The organism is Pseudomonas sp. NA-150 (assembly GCF_044336365.1).
GTDB lineage: Bacteria > Pseudomonadota > Gammaproteobacteria > Pseudomonadales > Pseudomonadaceae > Aquipseudomonas.
This window is the reverse complement of the sequence record NZ_CP172305.1, coordinates 6853258-6870373: the sequence shown is the minus strand read 5'-3', so window position 1 is coordinate 6870373 and position 17116 is coordinate 6853258. Positions and strand designations below refer to the sequence as shown.

Sequence of the window (17116 nt, the reverse complement as noted above, 5' to 3'; positions counted from 1 at the left end):
TCAGGCCGCCCCAAGGCCCGAGGTCGTGCGCAATCTTCCCTCCAGTCGACGCTTCAGGCCGCGAGGCTCGATGATCAACTGCGATCCCGTCGCCGCATTGGCACGCCCCCATTCTTCCAGCAATTCAAGGCACGAGTGATCGATGTAACTCAGGTTATTGAGCGGCACATGTACCGTGCTGCCGGGCGCAATGTTTGCCAGCACCTGGGTCAACGACGGGACCTTGAGAAAAGTCGCCGCCCCCATCAGACGCAGCTCTACTTCACCTTCGGCCTCAAGGTCGATCAGGCTGATTTTCAGGCGCGAGGCCTTCCAGGCCAGTTTGATCAGGGTCAAGGCAAAGCCGAGTAAAACCCCGGTCAGCAAGTCCGTAAGGATGATCGCCACGGCCGTCGCAGCATAAGTGAACATCGGCATTCGCCCATAACGCCCCAAACCGCGAAATGCTTTGAGGTCCACCAGTTTGATACCGGTATAAACCAACACGCCCGCCAGACTGGCAACCGGGATGCTCTGCAACACGCTGGACAGCAATAGCACGAACGCCAACAACCAGACGCCATGGAACACCGCCGATAAGCGTGTCCGCGCACCGGCCTGCACGTTGGCCGAACTGCGCACAATCACGCCGGTCATCGGCAGCGCTCCGAGCAATCCACACACCATATTGCCGATGCCCTGGGCGCTGAGCTCACGGTCGAAATCCGAGCGTTGACCGTTGTGCATGCGATCCACCGCTGCAGCCGAGAGCAGGGTTTCCGCACTGGCGATGAAGGCCACCGCAAAAGCGGCAACGAGGATGGCAGGGTCGGCCAGATTCAGCAGGTCGGCAGGGCGCAGCCAATCGATGGCCTCCGCGAGATTGGCCGGCACCACCACCCGTTTGATCTCCAGGGCAAAAATCAGGCTGGCCAGCGTAGCCAGCCCGACGCCCAACAACGCCCCAGGGACAAAGCGCAGCGATTGTGGCCGCCACTTTTCCCACAGCCACATCACCAAAATCGTACCCACACCCAGCATTCCGGCCTGCAACCCCGTACCCGGTCCGACCGCCTGGAACAGGGTCGCCGGGAAACTGATCAGGTTATCCAGCCCCGAAGGTTTGGGGCCGCCATCAAACATCACATGCATTTGCGACAGCACAATCAACACACCAATCCCGGCCAGCATGCCGTACACCACCGCCGGCGCGGTGACGCGAAACCAGCAACCGAGCTTGAAATGCCCAGCCATGACTTGCAGCAGGCCCGCCAGCAACAGGATCGGCCCGAGCATGGCCATCCCGTGCTCACGCACCACCTCAAACACCAACACTGCAAGCCCTGCGGCAGGCCCACTGACCTGCAACGGCGAGCCCGCCAGCCAACCGACCACCAAACCGCCGATGATGCCGGTGATCAAGCCTTTGGCCGGCGGCATGCCGGAAGCAATGGCGATGCCCATGCACAAGGGCAGGGCGACCAGAAATACCACCACGGAAGCCAACAGCTCCCGAGGCAGCACAGATTTGAATTCTGTAATACCCATGACGACTCTCCGGGGTTCTTCAGACGTGACAAAGCCCGGCCCTGCGCACGTGGCGCAGCCGCTGGCTTAAAGAAGGATTCGACCGTCAGTCGTGATTCAGCTCACGCAGTTAAAACCGCGATTTGGGCGTTGCCACCGGTATCGGACCTTCGCCATCCAAGGGCCGGAAACAGTCCTGTTCGGCGTCATAGGCCATGATTTCACTGGTCTCGATGCTGTAGACCCAGCCATGAATGAACAAGTGACCGCTGGCCATCTTTGACGCCACGGACGGGTGAGTGCGCAAATGTTGCAACTGGGCGATGACGTTTTCCTGGGTCAGCACGAGCATGCTTTCCGACTCACTCGCGCAATGGCAGTTGTCTTCAACCACGGTTCTGGCGACCTCGGCATGCCGCAACCACGCCTTGACCGTCGGCATTTTCTCGAGGGTTTGCGGGTTGAGTACCGCGCGCATCGCGCCGCAATCGGAGTGTCCGCAGATGATGATGTGCTGCACACCCAACGCAATCACGGCGTACTCGATGGCCGTAGATACGCCGCCGTTCATTTGCCCGTAGGGCGGAACCACATTGCCAACATTGCGCGTGACAAACAGGTCGCCGGGTGAGCTTTGGGTGATCAGCTCAGGGACGATACGAGAGTCGGCGCAGGCGATGAACATCGCGCGCGGTTTTTGCGCCGTGGCGAGTTTCTTGAACAACTCCTCCTGCTGGGGGAAGACTTCGTGGCGAAAATGCAGGAAGCCGTCAACGATGTGCTGAAGGGCGACGTCGGCGCTCTCAGCTTCAGGCAGCGTACTGGCCGAAGACTGTTTATCCATGTCACTCATGTCTCATCCTCTCTGACGGATTGATGTGGATGTTGGCTTTAACCGGAAAGCGACTTTTTTCAGGAATTACAGACAACTCCATTTGCCCAAGACCCAGTGGCCATTCCGATTGAGCAAACTATCTGCCAAAGCTTAATTGAAACTGAATATAACGCTCTAGCTCGCGGTTTCAGACCCGACCGACGGACAATTCCTACAGTAGCGACATCTGCCCTCCGGGCGGGCAAAACGCGTCGCAATCAAGCTTGAGGCCGTCACGCCGATCCAGGCCGAGGCGTTTCGCGGCAATGCTGTAGCGCATCGCCAACAAGTCAGCGAACGGCCCTTCACCCCGCATCCGCGAACCGAAGCGGCTGTCATACACTTCGCCGCCGCGTGACTGCCGAACCAGGCTCATCACATGCGCAGCGCGCTGCGGGTAATGCGCTTGCAGCCACTCCTCAAACAGTGGGGCGACCTCCAGCGGCAAGCGTAGCATCACGTAATTGGCGCTTAACGCTCCGGCGGCCTTGGCTTCGCTGAGCAGGCTTTCGAGTTCCATGTCGTTGATCATCGGAATCATCGGCGCGCACAACACGCCCACCGGAATACCGGCCTGACGCATCACCCGGATCGCTCGAAGCCTGGCCTTGGGCGCCGCAGCCCGAGGTTCAAGGATACGCTTGAGCTCGTCATCCAGCGTGGTCAGGCTGATGAACACCGACACCAGACGTTGGCTGGCCATCTCGCTGAGCAGGTCCAGATCGCGCAAGATCAGCGAACCTTTGGTGATAATCGTCACCGGATGCCGATAACGCAGCAACACTTCCAGCACCGCACGAGTGATTTTGTACTCGCGCTCGATAGGCTGATAGGGATCGGTATTGGCGCCCAGCGTGATCGGCGCGCATTGATAGCCAGGCTTCGATAGCTGCTGCTCCAGCACCGCAGCAGCGTTGGTCTTGGCGACCAGTTTGGTCTCGAAATCCAGCCCCGGCGACATGTCCCAGTAAGCATGACTGGGCCTTGCGTAGCAGTAGATACAGCCATGCTCGCAGCCGCGATAAGGGTTGATCGAACGGTCGAACGGAATATCCGGCGAAGAATTGCGCGCGATGATGGTCTTCGCGGTCTCGCTGCGCACTTCGGTGCCTTGGGTCAGCGGCACTTCCTGATACCAGCCATCGTCTTCGGCCACTGAACGATTCGGTGCAAAGCGATTGTGCGGGTTGGTTGCGGTACCGCGACCACGCGGGGGAAGAGAGACGGACATGAGAAGCCTCTGTACTGTTTATATATACAGTACAGGAAAAACCGGAAAAAAAGACCCCGTCTGATCAGCGGCGTCTCGTACTGAGACAATGTAAAGCGCAGCAAGCGCGGTCGTTATAGGAGCTGGCTTGCCTGCGACCTGGCGCGCAGCGGCAGTAAAATCAGCCTATGCGGAGTGTCAGTTAAACCCGACAATTTGGAATTACGACTGCTGTGCAGCCGATCGCAGGCAAGCCAGTTCCTACAAAATTGAGTTTTACCTATCAGTTCGCCGTGGTCTGCATGCCTTCTTTGCGCACCGACGCCACATCACTGGCTTTCACCGCCGCCGCTTGGTTCCCCCAACTGCTGCGAATGAAACTAACCACATCCGCCACCTGCTGATCCGTCATCCTCCAGGCGAACGCGGGCATGGTGAAGGTCGATGGCGCAGTGTGAGTCGCTGCCAACGTGCCGCCGTTCAGCACGATGTTAATCAATGAAGCCGCGTCTGCGGATTGCAGCACCGGATTGCCTGCCAGCGCCGGGAACACTCGGGTATAACCTTTACCGTCGGTGCGGTGGCAGGCCGAGCAGTTGTCCACATACAGCGCCGCACCGGTCTTGCTGTCGTCACCTTTCCACAGGGCCTTGGCGACGTGTTCGTCGTACTGCTGCGGCTGATCCTGCGGGTCGTTGGCGGGCAGGGTCTTCAGGTAGCGGGCGATAGCCGTCAGATCCTGATCACTCATGTACTGCATGCTGTGTTCGACCACATCGGTCATGCCACCAAACACTGCGCTGTGATCGCTACGACCTGTTTTGAGGAACTGCACCAGTTGCGGCTCGGACCAACTGCCCAGACCGTCTTTGTGATCCCCGCGCAGGTTCTTCGCAATCCAGCCTTCCAACGGCGCGCTGCCAGACAGAAATGCTTTGCCTTCACTCGCGCTGAGCGCTTTCTCCTGCATGGTGATCGCCCGTGGCGTGTGGCAGGCGCCGCAGTGGCCGAGGCCTTCAACCAGATAAGCACCCCGGCTAATGACCGGGTCCTGTGCGGCAACGGCCTGATACGCCTCGACCTTCGGCGCGAACATCCAGCGCCAGCCCGCCAACGGCCAACGCATGCTCAGCGGCCACGGGATGTCCACGTCCTTGTTGTCCTGGACCACTGGCGCAACGCCTTTCATGAAGTACGCATAGAGCGCCTGCATGTCAGTGTCTGTGACACGGGCGTAGGACGGATAGGGCATCGCCGGGTACAAGGTACTACCACTTTTGCCGATTCCCCGGCGCACGGCTTTGTCGAAGTCTTCGAAGCTGTACTCGCCGATACCGGTTTTATCCGGGGTGATGTTGGTCGAGTAAATCGTGCCGATGGGGGTCTGCATGGGCAGGCCGCCTGCGAACGGTTTACCGTCCTTGGCTGTGTGGCAGGCCACGCAGTCGCCAGCTCGGGCCAGATATTCGCCCTGTTTAACCAACGACGGATCGACGCTCTCGGCGGCGAACGCGGAGCTCCCAAAGCACAGCGCAAAGGTCGCGATTAGCAGATTTTTCATGGTCATCGCTCCTTATGCCTGAACCAGCGGGCCTGGGTTTTTCAGGTATTGCTCACGGATCGCCTTGGCCGACCAATAGGTCAACGCTGCCACCAGACCTGTCGGGTTATACCCAAGACCTTGTGGGAAAGCAGACGCGCCAGGAACGAAGACGTTGTGCACGTCCCAGCACTGCAGATAGCGGTTGATCACACTGGTTTTCGGGTCGGTGCCCATGATCGCGCCACCGTTGAGGTGGGTAGTCTGATAGGCCGCCGTATTGAATTGCTCACCGACTTTCTTGCCCAGCAGGGCAATGGCCTTGGGGTTCATGGCTTCGGCAATCTTGCTCATCTTCGACATCATGAACTGCGCCATCTTGATGTCGTTTTCTTGCCAGTCGAACGTCATCCGCAGCAAGGGTTGGCCATAGGCATCACGATAGGTCGGGTCCAGATCCAGGTAGTTGCCTCGGTAGGACTGGTGCGCACCATGGGCATCCATCGACACCTGGTGCGAGTAGAAATCGGCTGTGGTGCGCTTCCAGGCACTGCCCCAATTCGGCGTCCCCGGCGGATTGGAGGTGCCGGCAATCGGTCGACTGCCTGCCTGGTTGACCCACATCGGTGAGCCGCCGACAAATCCGTGCGGCCCGTGATCAAAGTTGTCGGCGTTGAAGTCATCGATGGCCACGCCTGCGCCACCGGCACCGATGAAGTTGTTGGTAAACACGTCTTTGTCGAAGAACGCCTTGATGGTGCCCATGTTCTGGTAAGCGAAATTCTTGCCGACCACGCCTTCGCCGGTTTTTGGGTCGTAAGGTTTGCCGATCCCGGAAAGCAGCAGCATGCGCACGTTGTTGAACTGAAAAGAACCCAGGATCACCAGATCGGCCGGTTGCTCAATTTCTCGGCCTTGGGCATCGATGTAGGTCACGCCGGTGGCTTTGGTCTTGCTGCTGTCGAGGTTGATTCGCAGCACCTGGGAATTGGGCCGCAGTTCGAACAGCGGTGTCTGACGCAGCGCCGGCAGGATGTTTACGTTTGGCGACGCCTTGGAATACATGTAGCAGACATAACCGCTACAGAAGCCGCAGAAATTGCATGGACCCATTTGCGCGCCGTAGGGGTTGGTGTAAGGGCCCGAGGTGTTGGCCGATGGCAAGTCATAGGGCTTGTAGCCGACTGCTGTGGCGGCAGCGTGAAACATCTGTGCGGAGTGGGTTCGTTTCTGCGGGGGCAGCGGGAAATTATCCGAGCGATCGGGGGCATACGGATTGCCGCCCTTGCCTGCGGTCACGTTCTCGCCCTTGACCGTCCAGGCCTGCCCCGAAGTACCGAAGACTTTTTCGGAGAAATTGAAGAACGGTTCCAGCTCTTCGTAACTGACACCGAAGTCCTGGATGGTCATGTCCTTGGGGATAAAGCTTTTGCCGTAGCGCTCTTCGTAATGGCTGCGCATGCGCAACTCAATCGGGTCGACCCGAAAATGCACGCCAGACCAATGCAGCCCGGCGCCGCCTACACCATTGCCAGGCAAAAACGCGCCGAGCTGACGGTTCGGCAGAGCCACTTCCGACACGTTGTGGCGAATGGTCACGGTTTCCTTGGAGATGTCCTGAAACAGCTTTTTGCGCACGCTGTAGGTCAGTTCATCGATGACCTGTGGGTAATTGCCGTCAGGGTAGGTGTCCTGCATCGGGCCGCGCTCGAGTGCCACCACGTTAAGGCCAGCCTCGGTGAGCTCTTTGGCCATGATCGCGCCGGTCCAGCCAAAGCCGATGATCACTGCATCGACCTTCTTCATTTCTGTCGCCACGCTCAAGCCCTCTCGCCACGAATGGATACTGCCGGGAAGGGGTATTGCTCGTTGCGCTCAACCCAGTCCATGAAATCGGCGCGCGCACCGGGGAAGCCGACCAGGGTCCAGCCGACCAGGCCTTTATTGCCGCCATGGATCGGATCGCAGAAAAAGCCTTCTTTGGTGTTTTGCAGTAGCAGGTTGAAAAACATGTTTGCCGGAACGGTGTCGAAGGTCGCCTTGTCGCCCTCAAGCTGTTTGAGGGCGAGGTCCTGCTCGGACGTGCTCAGCTCAGCGAAGGTCTTGCCCTGCTTCTCTTTGCACCACGCATCCGTCGCGGCAATACCCAGACGGTAGATGTCCTTGGGCACCAGTTTGCTCTGCCAGCCCATTTCCTTCGGCGCATCGGCCACGAACGGCCCCTGCATGAACCACAGCGCGCCGCTGGCGTACGGCGTGTTCATTTGCCGGTCGATGTATTCCGCAGCGCCCGCCTCAAGTGCGCCAGGCCCCATGTCGTCGGCCGGAATCAGGCGCGCGACCGCAGCCTTGATGAACGTCCATTCTTCGGCGGTGAAGTAGGTCGGCTCATACACAACGTTGCTGGCGGGAGCGGGTGGCGGCGGCGTTGCCGTGGTTACCGGAGCGGCCGGTTGTGCCATGACCGCACTGCCAAAGCCGGCGCTGGCGACCGTGACCACAGGGATCAACGTCAGGGTTTTGCGCAAAAACTCACGCCGCGGGTTGTCTTGCTCGGACATGGGGGAGACCTCATCAGGCGATCACGGATCAAGGAGCCGCTCTGGGGCGGTTATCGGAATTGCTTCGGTCGCGCTGAAAAAGTCTCACGACTTGAATTACAGAACACACCGTCAATCATTAGTTACAAATGGTAGCAGGCTAATAATTAGAAATATCGTTTCATCATCAAATAAACAGATCGATTCGACGAATGAAACCGGTATCAGCTTCAGTTTCACAGAAATTAGTGACATCTCGGAGACATCAACCCATGCTTTATTTCACTCATGGAATAATCAGTACCGGTTCACTCGAATAAGGCGCCGTATCGATATGGATAAGTTTCAAGCAATGCTGGCGTTCACTCGCGTGGTGGAAGTTGGCACCTTCACCAAAGCCTCAGAGCTGCTGGATATCCCGAAACCCACCGTGACGCGCCTGATTCAGACCCTTGAGAAAGAGCTGGATACCAAACTGCTCAACCGCACGACTCGTCGCGTAACGCTGACTACCGACGGTGCCGCGTACTACGACCGTGCGGTGCGTCTACTGTCAGACCTTAGGGAACTGGAAGGGGTGATGACCAAAGCGAAGAGCAATCCTCGCGGGCGTCTGAAAGTGAACGTCCCCGCGCCCATCGGTTTGGCCATCATCATTCCGGCATTGCCTGAATTCGCAGCCCGCTACCCGGACATTCAGATTGATTTCGGCGTCAGTGATCGCCCCGTCGACCTCTTTCTGGAAAACGTCGATTGTGTGGTTCGTACCGGGCACATTGCCGATCAATCGTTGGTGGCGCGACGCTTGGGCGATGTGCGACAAGTGCTATGCGCGACGCCCGAATATTGGAACAAACATGGGAGGCCGACCCACCCTGAAGATCTGAACGATGGGCATGTGGTGATCCGCATGATTTCTTCGCGCACCAATCGGCCCTTTCCGCTGGTGGTTTCGAAGGACGGCGAACGCGTCGAAGTCGATGGGCAACGCGATTACACGGCCAATGATGCGACCGCTACCTTGGCCCTCGGCCTGACAGGACTCGGCGTCATCCACGCACTGACCTTTCAGGCTGCAACCCACTTAAATAGCGGTGCCTTGGTCGAAGCCTTCGATGGATGGCGCGCCGACCCGATCCCGGTCTACATCGTTTACCCGCCGAATCGACACTTAAGCAGTAAAGTCCGTGTCTTCGTCGATTGGCTGGCCGAGCTGTTTGCCCGCCACGAACGTGACGAAAAGAAAACCATGCAGGGTCAAAAGTAAGGGAATCAAACGTGCAGAAAGTAGCCTTGGTGGTTCGACCCGATTTTCAGATGATGAGTATTGCGGCGCTGTCGGCATTTGAATTCGCCAACATCGTCGCTGGCGAAAAACTCTACGACATCAATGTGCTTTCCGAGCATGGCGGTCTGGTTCCCAGCTCGATGAAAACCGCCGTGCACACCGAAGCCTTCAACGACCCGTCTTTTGACACGGTGTTGATCAGCGGGGCGATGGACCGGTCTCGGGCATCGGTAGGGGTTCAAGCATTTCTGGTTCAAGCGGCAGAACACTCGCGTCGGGTTGGGGCACTGTGCGTCGGGGCGTTCGCTTTGGCCGAGGCGGGTTTGCTGGATGGGCGGCGGGCGACGGTGCACTGGCGGCGAGCCGGTGAGATGCGCGACAACTATCCCGCCGTCAGGGTTGAGGAGGATCGGATCTTTATCATCGACGGGAAAATCTGGACCTCCGCCGGCATGACCGCAGCCCTCGACCTGACCATCGGCATGGTTGAGAAAGACTTCGGCGCCCCGCTTGCACGCTCGGTTTCACAGAGCCTGGTGCTCTACCATCGGCGTGCTGGCGGCCAATCGCAGCACTCGGCGCTATTGAGCCTGAGCCCAACATCCGACCGCATTCAGCTCGCGCTGGATTACGCGCGACGCAATCTGCGGCTCGATCTTAGTGTCGAAGACCTGGCCAATGTCGCGTGCCTGAGCCCGCGTCAATTCAGCCGCACCTTTCGCGCGGAAACCGGGTGTTCACCAGCCAAAGCACTGGAAAATCTGCGACTCGAAGCGGCCCGGCTGATGATCGAGCAAGGACGACACAGCATCGAAGCCGTCGCCGCCGAGACCGGTTTTGGCGACCGGGACCGCATGCGCAGAGCCTTTCAGCGAGTCTTCGGCCAATCCCCACAGTCCTTGCGTCGAACCTTTGAGCCCGCGGCCACATTCTAAATTTGCCATCAGCGGCGCTTTTTGACTCGCCCGTATAAAAACGGACATCGAATGGCGCGAAATGCCGGTATTACGACAGTTGCACTTTCTTCGCCCCGTCTACCCTTGGTCTCCGTAGCCAACGTCCAACCAAGGGAATTGAAAGATGTCGTCGATTGAAAAAGTGATTTTTGTGCACGGCGCCTGGGTCGACAGCAACTGCTGGGACAAGGCACGGGCATTGCTGGAAACCGCCGGTGTCTCGACGCTTGCCGTGCATTTGCCGCTGACCTCACTGGCCGCTGATGCGAGCGTCGTTGCACAAGCCATCGCAGCAGAGAAGGGTCCGGTACTGTTGGTGGGCCATTCATACGGGGGCGCAGTGATTACACAAGCCGGGGCGGAGGCCAAGGTGGCGGGGTTGGTCTACATCAATGCATTCGTGCCCGACATCGGTGAATCCGCCCTCGGTCTGACGGCGCTGGCCGAACCATCGCGCATGAGTTCAGAGATCCGACCCGATGATCGCGGCTTCCTCAGCCTTACCCGCGACGGGGTCACCGAAGGTTTCGCCCAGGACGTTACTTCGCAAGAACAGGACGAAATATTCAAGACGCAGCGTCCGACTTCTGGCGAAGCGCTTTCCACGCCCGTGTCTCAGGCCGCCTGGCATGACAAACCGACCTGGTACCTGATCGCCACCGCCGACAATGCCATTCCCCTGGCACTGCAAGAGATCTTCGTAAACAAAATCGACGCAGTGACGGCTCGCGTGGACGCGGGTCACTGCTCAATGGTTTCACAGCCTCGTGCAGTGGCTGATCTGGTGCTGCTCGCTATCCGATAACTCCTGGCCTGAAACAAAACCCTGTAGGAGCAAGCTTGCTCCTACAGGGGGGCGGCTCCACACGATTCATACGCTCGCATTGTTTCACCAGTGAAATAAAGCATAAGTAAAAGCGCTATTTATTCATGAAACAGGAAAGCCTACTGTTCATCTCGTCGCAGCAAACCCACTTCAAGCCACGTGAGATCGCCATGAACGCTTCCAGCCATTTCGGTTTCAACCCATCGCTCTACTGGCTGGCCTTGGGCGCTTTCGCCATCGGAACGGAAGGTTTCATGATTGCCGGGATCTTGCCGGAAGTGGCCCGCGACCTGTCGATCAACTTAGCGAGTGCCGGGCAGTTGGTGACTATTTTCGCCTTGGCCTACGCCATCAGCTCACCCCTTCTAACTGCACTCACCGGACGCTTCAACCGCACCACGTTATTGGTCAGCGCAATGGCCGCTTTCGCCGGTGCCAACCTGATCGCCGGCTTCGCCAATAGCTATTGGATGTTGGTCGGCGCACGAATTCTGCTGGCCTTCGCCGCAGGGCTATACATGCCAGCAGCGTTTGCCCTGGCCAGTGCGTTGGTCAGCCCTGAACGTCGGGGCCGGGCACTGGCCGTGGTCAATGCAGGGATCACCGTGGCCATTGCCATGGGTGTTCCACTCGGCACTGTTGTCGGCAATCACCTCGGCTGGCGCGCTACTTTTCTCTGTGTCGCTGTCCTTGCACTGGTTGCAACCGTCGGCCTCGCGCTGGGACTGTCGCGAACAGTCGGCGAGGGCCTGTCGACTGCAACCGTCAGCCAACGTCTCGCAGTCGTTAAACAGCCCGCTGTGTTCAAGGCACTGATGATTACCGTGTTGTGGTCGGCGGGCACGTACTCGGTCTACACCTACCTGGCGACCCTGTTGAGCACCTCGACCGTCATTACGGGCCCGATGGTTGGCGTTGGCTTCTTCCTTTGGGGTAGCGCAGCCGCCGCCGGTGTGTTCCTCGGCGGTGCAGGCAACGACAAATATGGCAGCTCGAAGGTGATTCTGGTCGGCTTGCCGGTATTGGCCATCACCCTCGCCAGCCTGTCAGTGGCCACCCATTTACTCAGCCCGGCAGCCGCCACCCTCCCAGTATTGGTTGCCATCGTCATCTGGGGTGTTACTGCCTGGGCCATACACCCGGCGCAACAAGCCCGCTTGATGGATGTGGCCGGTGCCCAAGTCGCACCCGTCGCGCTCTCGCTAAACGCTTCGTTTCTGTACCTGGGCTTCGCTTCTGGCGCCGCCCTCGGGGCCTTCACCTTGGGCATAGGAACATCCGCCGATCTTGGCTGGGTCGGGGCGTTGTGTGAATGCGCAGCCCTGGCCTTGATGGGCTCGACCCTACTGTCTCGCAAGCCCAAAGCTCACGTCGCAACCACCGAATTGAACACCGTTAATTAACCCACTTGAACTGCACTGGAGAACTTCCCATGTCCATCGACAACCTCTACACCCCGCTCAAACTCGGCGCATTGGAGTTGCCTCACCGGATCATCATGGCGCCGCTGACCCGCATGCGTTCTCCAGGTGGTGTGCCTACCGCATTGAGCGCCGAGTACTACGCACAACGTGCATCAGCAGCCTTGATCGTGACCGAGTCTGCCGCCATCAGCGCCCAAGCCCTCGGCTACCCCGACATGCCTGGTCTGTATAACGCCGAGCAGATCGCTGGCTGGAAACGGGTGACTGATGCCGTGCACGCCAAAGGCGGTCGGATCATCGCGCAAATCGTTCACAGCGGTCGGACTTCGCATTCGTCCTACAGCGCTAGCGGTGCGCTTGCAGTAGCGCCTTCAGCCATCGTGCCGGTCGGTGGCCAAGCATTTACGCCCTCCTTCAGCCTCGAAGCGTTTGAAGTCCCTCGCGCACTGGAAACCCATGAGCTGGCCGGCGTCGTCGAGTCGTTCCGTCAAGCCGCTGAGAACGCCATCAGCGCCGGTTTTGACGGCGTAGAAATCCACAGCGCCAACGGCTACTTGCTCGACCAGTTCCTGCAGGACAACAGCAACCAGCGCACCGACGAATACGGCGGCTCGATTGACCGCCGCGCTCGCCTGCTACTGGAAGTGGTGGACGCGGTTGCGCAGAGCATCGGTGCAGATCGACTGGGCGTGCGCCTCTCGCCGTCGGGCAACTTCAACGACATGCGTGAGAGCGATCCAGTCGGCCTGTTCAGCCATGTGATCGAAGCGCTGAGTGACCGCGCCATCGCCTACCTGCACCTGATTGAGCCGCGCGCCTCTTCCGTCGGTCTCGGTGACGACCTGAGCTTCGACGTGGCCAACAACGCCCGCCGGTTCCGCCGCCTGTTCAAGGGCCCAGTGATTTCCGCTGGCGGCTACACCGCACAAAGCGGCAGCGAGGCACTGGCGGCCGGTGACGCCGATGCCATCGCCTACGGCCGCATGTTCATCGCCAATCCGGATCTGGTTGAGCGCTTCAAGTCCTCTGCGGACCTCAACCGTTATGACCGCAACACCTTCTACGGCGGCGCCGAGCAGGGCTACACCGACTACCCGGCCCTGAACGCTGCACAGTAATCATTTACCCACTTTTTCCATTACAAACGAGAAACACCCATGAAACTTAGCAACAACACCATCTTCATCACTGGCGGCGGCTCGGGCATTGGCCGTGGTTTGGCCGAAGCGCTGCATAAACTCGGCAACCAGGTGATTATTTCCGGTCGGCGCAAAAGCCATCTTGATGCTGTGATTGCCGCCAACCCCGGCATGGCTGCCGTGGAACTGGACATCACCAACACCGCCAGCATCAACAGCGTCGCCAACCAATTGATCACCGATTACCCAACACTCAACGTGCTGATCAACAACGCCGGAATCATGCTGCCCGACACCGCTGCCGGGGCCATCGACGACGAACTGCTGACCTCAACCATCAGCACCAACCTGATGGGCCCGATTCGTATGACCTCAGCGCTGGTCGATCACCTGAAGAAACAGGACGACGCCTACATCGGCTACACCACCTCTGTGTTGGGATTTGTGCCGATGGCACTGACAGCGGTGTACTCGGCTACCAAGGCGGCGTTGCACTCTTACGTCATGTCGCAACGTTTCATGCTGCGTGACAGCTCAGTCAAAGTGCTTGAAATCGCGCCACCATGGGTACGTACAGAATTGATGAACAGCTCTGAAGCTGAACTGGCGATGCCGCTGGACGAGTTCATTGCTGAAACCATCGCAGTGCTGGGGACGGATGCGCAGGAAGTGTTGGTAGAACGTGCCCAACCGTTGCGTGCGAACGCAGGGCCCAATGAGCATGGCTTCGTTAACCAGTTCAACCAGCAGTTGCTCGAGCTGTACGCGGAGTAAACCGATTAAAGCGGCCCGATGTTAACCATCGGGCCGTTTGGTTTTTGCAGAACTAGCTCGGATCGACGGGCTTTTTCAGTTTCGGATTCGGGAAGAATTGCACCCCCTGAACCTTCGGATCGGCCACTTTGACGGGTGCCGTGTTGACCCGCGTACCCAATTCCTTGGGCACCGACAGGCCTTGCTCGTTGAGGGTGTCGGAGTAACCACAGCTCACGCATTCGCGGTGAGGCACGTCGTTCTCGCTCCACATCATCAACTTGTCAGGCTCGCTGCACGCCGGGCAAACCGCCCCGGCGATAAAGCGCTTCTTGGTTTTGACGACCTCGGTCATGCTGCTGCGTCCTCACTCAAACCTGAATGGCGCAAGAGTGCGTCAATCGATGGCTCACGTCCGCGGAAGTCGACGAACAGCACCATCGGCGCCTGCGAACCGCCACGTGCCAGAATCGCGTCGCGGAAGGCGCGACCCGTTTCGGCGTTGAGCACGCCGTCTTCTTCGAACTTGGAGAACGCATCGGCCGACAGCACTTCCGCCCACTTGTAGCTGTAGTAACCGGCGGCATAACCACCGGCGAAAATATGCGCGAAGCTGTTGGGGAAGCGGTTGTAGGACGGTGGACGCATTACCGAGACTTCGTCGCGGATATTTTCCAGCACCTGGGCCACAGTACGGCCGTCGCCATGGGTAGCGTGCAGTTCGAAGTCGAACAGCGAGAACTCCAGTTGGCGAACCATCATCAGCCCGGACTGGAAGTTTTTCGCGGCGAGCATTTTTTCCAGCAAATCTTGCGGCAACGCTTCGCCAGTCTCGTAGTGGCCGGAAATCAGTGCCAGGCCTTCCGGCTCCCAGCACCAGTTTTCCATGAACTGGCTCGGAAGCTCGACCGCATCCCACGCCACGCCGTTAATACCGGACACACCAGCGTGTTCGACGCGGGTCAGCAAGTGGTGCAGGCCGTGGCCGAATTCGTGGAACAGGGTGGTGACTTCATCGTGGGTCAGCAGCGCAGGCTTGCCACCGACGGCTGGCGTGAAGTTGCACACCAGGTTCGCCACTGGGCTTTGCAGCTGACCTTCAGCAGTGCGACGACGATCGCGGGCGCCGTCCATCCAGGCGCCGCCACGCTTGTTGGCGCGGGCGTAGAGGTCGAAGAAGAAACGTCCGACGTGCTGGCCGTTCTCTTTGATTTCGAACAGGCGAACATCCGGGTGCCAGGTGTCGAAGCCGGTTTGCTCGGCGATTTCGATGCCGTACAGGCGTTGCACGATGGCGAACAGGCCGCTCAGCACTTTATCCACAGGGAAGTAGGCGCGCAGAATTTCCTGGGAAACGCTGTAGCGTTGCTCGCGGAGCTTCTCGCCATAGAACCCGGTGTCCCAGCTTTGCAGGTCTTCGCAACCTTGCTCGGCGGCGTAGGCCTTGAGCTGCTGCAGGTCCTGTGCGGCGAACGGCTTGCTGCGCTTGGCCAGATCGCGCAGGAAGTTCAGTACCTGGACGCTGGATTCAGCCATTTTGGTCGCCAGGCTCAGCTCGGAGAAGCTGGCGAAACCCAGCAACTGGGCCAGCTCGCGGCGCAGGTCGAGAATCTCTTCCATGACCGGACCGTTGTCGTTCTGCCCTGCGTTCGGACCTTGATCGGAAGCACGCGTGCAGTAAGCCGCGTAAACTTCTTCGCGCAGCGAACGGTCATGGGCGTAGGTCATCACCGCGTAGTAGCTCGGGAATTCCAGGGTAATCAGGTAGCCGTCGAGGTCCTTGGCTTTCGCCGCCGCAGCCATTTGCTGTTTGGACGAGTCGGTCACGCCGGCAAGGGCAGCCTCGTCGGTGACCAGCTTGGTCCAGGCCTGAGTAGCATCGAGCAGTTGGTTAGAGAATTTGCTGCCCAGCTCCGACAGTTTGCTCTGCACTTCGGCATAGCGCTGTTGTTGCGCTGGCGGCAGGTCGATACCCGACAAGCGGAAATCGCGCAACGAGTGTTCAAGAATGGTTTTCTGCGCCACGTCGAAGCCCGCCGCTTCCGGGCTGTTGGCCAACGCCTCGAAGGCCTGGAACAATTCGCGGTTCTGGCCCATCTCGGTGGAGTAGGCGCTCAAGGCTGGCAGGCAAGACTCGTAAGCTTCACGCAACTCGGCGCTGTTGCACACCGCGTTGAGGTGGCTGACCGGGCTCCAGGCAGCGCCCAGACGGTCGTTGAGTTCGTCCATGGCCAGGATCAAACCAGCCCAGGTCGGCTGTTTGCCTTGGCTGACGAGGATCTCGGCAATCGCTTTACGGTTGTCGGCAAGAATCTGTTCAATCGCCGGTTTGACGTGCTCGGCACGGATCGCGGAGAAGGGTGGTAGGTCATACGGCTGCAAAAGGGGGTTGTTCGCGCTCACGGTTTAGCACCTTGGCTGGAAGAAACACTCGCCCATCTTAATTACAATCGGCGCCGACCGCAGCACTCCGGCCCATCTATAAGTCTTAGAGAAGGAAACTATCGTGACTATCCGCAAGTATCAGAGCCACACGCCCGTGCTCGCCGAAGGTGCATTTGTCGACCGCTCGGCGGTGGTGATCGGCGATGTCGAGATCGGTGCCGACAGCTCTGTCTGGCCGCTGACAGTGATTCGCGGCGACATGCACCGCATCCGCATCGGCGCGCGCACCAGCGTTCAGGACGGTTGCGTGCTGCACATTACCCATGCCGGCCCGTTCAATCCGGCCGGATTTCCGCTACTGATCGGTGACGAAGTGACCATTGCCCACAAAGTCATGCTGCACGGCTGTACCGTCGGTAATCGCATCCTGATCGGCATGGGCAGCATTGTTATGGACGGTGCGGTGGTCGAGGACGAGGTGATTATCGGCGCCGGCAGTCTGGTACCGCCGGGCAAGCACCTGGAGAGCGGCTTCCTGTACGTCGGCAGCCCGGTGAAACAGGTCCGAGCGTTGACCGACAAGGAGCGCGCGTTCTTCAGCTACAGCGCCGGCAACTACGTGAAGCTCAAGGATCAGCACTTGGCTGAAGGCTACGACCAGCCGCAGTAAGCGAG

Annotated in this window: 15 protein-coding genes; 7 read left to right on the top strand and 8 right to left on the bottom strand. The window is 59.1% G+C overall.

The genetic code is table 11. The features are described from left to right. The 6 genes from ACF0H7_RS31965 to ACF0H7_RS31940 form a co-directional block, all read right to left on the bottom strand. Window positions 1-1527, bottom strand: a complete 1527-nt coding sequence (locus ACF0H7_RS31965) for a SulP family inorganic anion transporter (RefSeq protein WP_397450759.1) — start codon at window positions 1525-1527, stop codon at window positions 1-3. A gap of 109 nt (window positions 1528-1636) precedes the next feature. Further along, window positions 1637-2359, bottom strand: coding sequence for a carbonic anhydrase (locus ACF0H7_RS31960; RefSeq protein WP_397450758.1), 723 nt, complete (start codon window positions 2357-2359; stop codon window positions 1637-1639). A gap of 193 nt (window positions 2360-2552) precedes the next feature. After that, window positions 2553-3611, bottom strand: a complete 1059-nt coding sequence (locus tag ACF0H7_RS31955) for a PA0069 family radical SAM protein (RefSeq protein ID WP_397450757.1) — start codon at window positions 3609-3611, stop codon at window positions 2553-2555. A gap of 262 nt (window positions 3612-3873) precedes the next feature. Further along, complete coding sequence (locus ACF0H7_RS31950) at window positions 3874-5151, bottom strand: c-type cytochrome (RefSeq protein WP_397450756.1); 1278 nt, start codon at window positions 5149-5151, stop codon at window positions 3874-3876. A gap of 12 nt (window positions 5152-5163) precedes the next feature. Further along, window positions 5164-6948 carry a GMC family oxidoreductase gene (locus ACF0H7_RS31945; protein WP_397450755.1) on the bottom strand — a complete coding sequence of 595 codons (1785 nt, stop codon included), beginning with the start codon at window positions 6946-6948 and terminating at the stop codon, window positions 5164-5166. Window positions 6949-6950: 2 nt separating this feature from the next. After that, complete coding sequence (locus ACF0H7_RS31940; protein ID WP_397450754.1) at window positions 6951-7691, bottom strand: gluconate 2-dehydrogenase subunit 3 family protein; 741 nt, start codon at window positions 7689-7691, stop codon at window positions 6951-6953. A 313-nt stretch (window positions 7692-8004) separates the two neighbouring features. On the opposite strand from ACF0H7_RS31940, the gene ACF0H7_RS31935 reads away from it, so the two are divergent. The 6 genes from ACF0H7_RS31935 to ACF0H7_RS31910 all read left to right on the top strand — a co-directional run bounded on the left by ACF0H7_RS31935 (window position 8005) and on the right by ACF0H7_RS31910 (window position 14077). Next, window positions 8005-8937 carry a LysR family transcriptional regulator gene (locus tag ACF0H7_RS31935; RefSeq protein ID WP_397450753.1) on the top strand — a complete coding sequence of 311 codons (933 nt, stop codon included), beginning with the start codon at window positions 8005-8007 and terminating at the stop codon, window positions 8935-8937. Between the two features lie 11 nt (window positions 8938-8948). Continuing rightward, a complete protein-coding gene (locus tag ACF0H7_RS31930) occupies window positions 8949-9893 on the top strand; it encodes a GlxA family transcriptional regulator (RefSeq protein ID WP_397450752.1) in 945 nt (314 codons plus the stop codon). Window positions 9894-10038: 145 nt separating this feature from the next. Then, window positions 10039-10719 (top strand): alpha/beta hydrolase, encoded by a 681-nt coding sequence (locus tag ACF0H7_RS31925; protein ID WP_397450751.1) that lies wholly within the window; start codon window positions 10039-10041, stop codon window positions 10717-10719. Window positions 10720-10844: 125 nt separating this feature from the next. Further along, complete coding sequence (locus ACF0H7_RS31920) at window positions 10845-12143, top strand: MFS transporter (protein WP_397450750.1); 1299 nt, start codon at window positions 10845-10847, stop codon at window positions 12141-12143. Between the two features lie 29 nt (window positions 12144-12172). Then, entirely contained in the window at window positions 12173-13282 is a 1110-nt protein-coding gene (locus ACF0H7_RS31915; protein ID WP_397450749.1) for an alkene reductase, read from the top strand. Window positions 13283-13321: 39 nt separating this feature from the next. Next, on the top strand, window positions 13322-14077 hold the full coding sequence (locus tag ACF0H7_RS31910) for an SDR family oxidoreductase (RefSeq protein WP_397450748.1): 756 nt from the start codon (window positions 13322-13324) through the stop codon (window positions 14075-14077). 52 nt (window positions 14078-14129) lie between these two features. On the opposite strand, the gene ACF0H7_RS31905 is transcribed toward ACF0H7_RS31910, so the two are convergent. Together ACF0H7_RS31905 and prlC are read right to left on the bottom strand one after the other, a co-directional pair. Beyond that, entirely contained in the window at window positions 14130-14411 is a 282-nt protein-coding gene (locus tag ACF0H7_RS31905) for a YheV family putative zinc ribbon protein (RefSeq protein WP_397450747.1), read from the bottom strand. Continuing rightward, window positions 14408-16459, bottom strand: coding sequence for an oligopeptidase A (gene prlC, locus ACF0H7_RS31900; protein WP_397450746.1), 2052 nt, complete (start codon window positions 16457-16459; stop codon window positions 14408-14410). The genes ACF0H7_RS31905 and prlC overlap by 4 nt, the downstream gene beginning before the upstream one ends. Window positions 16460-16562: 103 nt before the next feature. On the opposite strand from prlC, the gene ACF0H7_RS31895 reads away from it, so the two are divergent. After that, complete coding sequence (locus ACF0H7_RS31895; protein WP_397450745.1) at window positions 16563-17111, top strand: gamma carbonic anhydrase family protein; 549 nt, start codon at window positions 16563-16565, stop codon at window positions 17109-17111. Window positions 17112-17116: the final 5 nt, after the last annotated feature.

Bases quoted from the DNA above. Each gene is read 5' to 3' on its own strand.
- ACF0H7_RS31965 (WP_397450759.1), bottom strand. From the start codon at position 1,527: ATGGGTATTACAGAATTCAAATCTGTGCTGCCTCGGGAGCTGTTGGCT.
- ACF0H7_RS31960 (WP_397450758.1), bottom strand. From the start codon at position 2,359: ATGAGTGACATGGATAAACAGTCTTCGGCCAGTACGCTGCCTGAAGCT.
- ACF0H7_RS31955 (WP_397450757.1), bottom strand. From the start codon at position 3,611: ATGTCCGTCTCTCTTCCCCCGCGTGGTCGCGGTACCGCAACCAACCCG.
- ACF0H7_RS31950 (WP_397450756.1), bottom strand. From the start codon at position 5,151: ATGAAAAATCTGCTAATCGCGACCTTTGCGCTGTGCTTTGGGAGCTCC.
- ACF0H7_RS31940 (WP_397450754.1), bottom strand. From the start codon at position 7,691: ATGTCCGAGCAAGACAACCCGCGGCGTGAGTTTTTGCGCAAAACCCTG.
- ACF0H7_RS31935 (WP_397450753.1), top strand. From the start codon at position 8,005: ATGGATAAGTTTCAAGCAATGCTGGCGTTCACTCGCGTGGTGGAAGTT.
- ACF0H7_RS31925 (WP_397450751.1), top strand. From the start codon at position 10,039: ATGTCGTCGATTGAAAAAGTGATTTTTGTGCACGGCGCCTGGGTCGAC.
- ACF0H7_RS31920 (WP_397450750.1), top strand. From the start codon at position 10,845: ATGAAACAGGAAAGCCTACTGTTCATCTCGTCGCAGCAAACCCACTTC.
- ACF0H7_RS31915 (WP_397450749.1), top strand. From the start codon at position 12,173: ATGTCCATCGACAACCTCTACACCCCGCTCAAACTCGGCGCATTGGAG.
- ACF0H7_RS31910 (WP_397450748.1), top strand. From the start codon at position 13,322: ATGAAACTTAGCAACAACACCATCTTCATCACTGGCGGCGGCTCGGGC.
- ACF0H7_RS31905 (WP_397450747.1), bottom strand. From the start codon at position 14,411: ATGACCGAGGTCGTCAAAACCAAGAAGCGCTTTATCGCCGGGGCGGTT.